Origin of the sequence: Nonomuraea sp. NPDC049784, assembly GCF_040659615.1 — a bacterium.
GTDB lineage: Bacteria > Actinomycetota > Actinomycetes > Streptosporangiales > Streptosporangiaceae > Nonomuraea.
The window spans coordinates 1-2,510 of the sequence record NZ_JBFAMX010000987.1; the positions used below are offsets into that span (position 1 = coordinate 1).

Genomic DNA, 2,510 nt, shown 5'->3' on the forward strand with positions numbered 1-2,510 from the left:
AACCCGAGCACGCTCGCGGCCAGCACCGACTACCCGTCGGCCGCGTGGGCTCCGGCGCACAGCAGCAACTACGCCGTCTCCAACCGGCCGACCAGCGACGCCATCGACCGGATCGTCATCCACGTGACGCAGGGCTCCTACGCGGGGACGATCTCCTGGTTCCAGACCGGGCCCAGGCCGAACCCCACCTCGGCCCACTACGTCGTGCGCTCCTCCGACGGCGCCATCACCCAGATGGTCAGGGAGAAGGACCGCGCCTTCCACGCCGGCGACTACAACCGGCGCTCGGTCGGCATCGAGCACGAGGGCTTCGTGGACAACGCCACGTGGTTCACCGACGCGATGTACCGCTCGTCGGCCGCGCTGACCCGCAACATCGCCGACCGGTACGGCATCCCCAAGGACCGCACCCACATCGTGGGCCACAGCGAGGTCCCCGGCGCCGACCACACCGACCCCGGCAGCTACTGGGACTGGACCAAGTACATGCAGTACGTCACCGGCAGCGGCGGCGGCACCAACCCGCACACGCCGGAGTCGGTGTGCGGCAGCGGCTACAAGGTGATCGACTCGGTCGCCCTCGGTACGGCGGGCACGGTCTACCTGCTCTACAACTCCGACAACGGCAACAACTGCGTGGCCACGATCAAGAAGACCTCTCTGGGCACGGCCACCGCGACCAGCGCCTACCTGGAGGTCGAGGGCCAGGCCCGCGTCACCGACAGCGGGAACTTCGCGTACTACGCGGGACCCGTACGGGCCGCCGCCGCCGACAAGTGCGTCAAGTGGGGCGGCAAGGCAGGCACCAGCACGTATGACAGCCCCTTCGAACACTGCGGATGACAACCCACTGACCTGTGGCCGGATCGCACGGGCTGGCGATCCGGCCACAGCCGTGTTCAGCCGGTTGTCTCCCTGCCGTACTGCGCGGCCCCGCCAGCGAAGTCGTAGATCACGCACTGCTCGTCGCCCACGACCCAGGCGTCGTGTCCGGGCGTGCAGACGAAGACGTCGCCGGGCCCGACCTCGGCCTCGCCGCCCTCGTCGGTCCGGAAGCGCAGCCTGCCTTGGACGACGAAGCAGTTGTGATGAACCTGGCACGAGTCGGTGCCGACGATCGGCTTCACCGACTCCGACCACCGCCAGCCGGGCTCGAACGTGGCCACGCCGAAGCTCAGGCCCTCCAGGTTGCATACTTCGAGATGTCCCATGGGGAAGTCGCGACGCTCGTCCGGCTTCTCGATGCTCTTGACCTCGATCATGACGTCCCCCCTTCCGTCATTTCCAGTTTACCGGCCGTGATCGCCGCACCGCGGCTCGCTGAGTGACCAGCGGTTGTGGGGCGGCCATCCCGCCCAAGGGACCGCAACCCCGGACGGTGGCACCGCGGTCATGGGCGGTGGGAGCGGGCGGCCTGGACGCCGGCCTGGAAGCGGGTGCGGGCGCCGAGGAAGGCCATCAGCTCGGCGATCCGGCGCTCGGCCGTCCGGTGGCCGACGCCGAGCTGGCGGGCGATGGCCTCGTCGGTGAGGCCCGACAGCAGCAGCGCGATCAGCCGCGCGTCGTCCCTGGAGTCCCGGGCCGGGTTGCGCGCGGACGGCGCCAGGCCCAGCGGCAGCGCCCGCTGCCACAGCCCCTCGAACAGCCTGATCAGCGCCTCCAGCAGCCCCGACGGGTGGATGACGAGCGCCGCCACCGCGTCCGCGGGCTCGTGCCTGAGCAGCAGCAGCGCCAGCCGGTCGTCCACGACGTACAGCTTCATCGGCAGTTCGGGCAGCACCCGAGCCTGCTGTCCCGCCCCCACCATCGCCTCGATCTGCCGCAGCGCCCCCTTCGCCGCCACGAACTCCCGCTCGTAGATCATCCTGCTGGTGACGCCGCGGTCGAGCAGCTCGCGCTGGGCCGCCACGCTGCCCAGCGGGTCGAAGTAGGGCCGCTTGGACAGGCAGCGGAGCTGCTGGCGGGCCGCGCGCTGGATCTGGGCGTGCCGCTGCTCGACCGCCCGCCTCCCGGTCACCACCTCGACGACCACCGGCGGCGTGCGCTCCCTGGCGCGTTCCTGGAACGCCTCCTCCAGCTCGCGGGCCCGTTCCCGGACCCGCAGCAGGTCGCGCTCCGCGGCGAGCAGGAGGACGTCGAGCGCGATCTCCGGGGCCACCGCCGTATAGATGGGCCCGGTGGACGTGCTGATCAGGCCCCTGGACTCCAGCGACGCGAGCAGAGGCTCGAGGCCGGCGCGCGGCCAGGCGGAGGCGAGCTGGTCGAGGGTGGCGGGGGAGCGGTCAAGCAGCACCTCGTACAGTGCCTCCTCGTCCGGGCCGAGCCCGATGGCGCCGAGGGAGCTCACGGCGCGTCCAGCCAGCCGCGCACGACCGCCTGATAGCCCGCCTGGAAGCGGGTATGCGCGTCGAGCCGGACCATCATCGCGCGGACGTGGCGGCGTACCGTACGGTCGCTCCAGCCGAGGTGCGCGGCGATGGCCGCGTCGGTCAGCCCGGCGGTCAGCAGCG

At 71.3% G+C, this 2,510-nt stretch carries 4 protein-coding genes; 1 reads left to right on the forward strand and 3 read right to left on the reverse strand.

Features of this window, described 5'->3' with window-relative positions; translation table 11 throughout:
* A partial coding sequence (locus tag AB0J09_RS62130) for a peptidoglycan recognition family protein (protein WP_360713541.1) occupies nucleotides 1-843 on the forward strand: 843 nt, incomplete at its 5' end.
* Nucleotides 844-899: 56 nt separating this feature from the next.
* On the opposite strand, the gene AB0J09_RS62135 is transcribed toward AB0J09_RS62130, so the two are convergent.
* The 3 genes from AB0J09_RS62135 to AB0J09_RS62145 all read right to left on the reverse strand — a co-directional run bounded on the left by AB0J09_RS62135 (nucleotide 900) and on the right by AB0J09_RS62145 (nucleotide 2,508).
* Entirely contained in the window at nucleotides 900-1,262 is a 363-nt protein-coding gene (locus tag AB0J09_RS62135) for a cupin domain-containing protein (RefSeq protein WP_360713543.1), read from the reverse strand.
* A 128-nt stretch (nucleotides 1,263-1,390) separates the two neighbouring features.
* Nucleotides 1,391-2,347 carry a transcriptional regulator gene (locus AB0J09_RS62140; RefSeq protein ID WP_360713545.1) on the reverse strand — a complete coding sequence of 319 codons (957 nt, stop codon included), beginning with the start codon at nucleotides 2,345-2,347 and terminating at the stop codon, nucleotides 1,391-1,393.
* Nucleotides 2,344-2,508, reverse strand: a complete 165-nt coding sequence (locus tag AB0J09_RS62145) for a helix-turn-helix transcriptional regulator (RefSeq protein WP_360713547.1) — start codon at nucleotides 2,506-2,508, stop codon at nucleotides 2,344-2,346. The genes AB0J09_RS62140 and AB0J09_RS62145 overlap by 4 nt, the downstream gene beginning before the upstream one ends.
* Nucleotides 2,509-2,510: the final 2 nt, after the last annotated feature.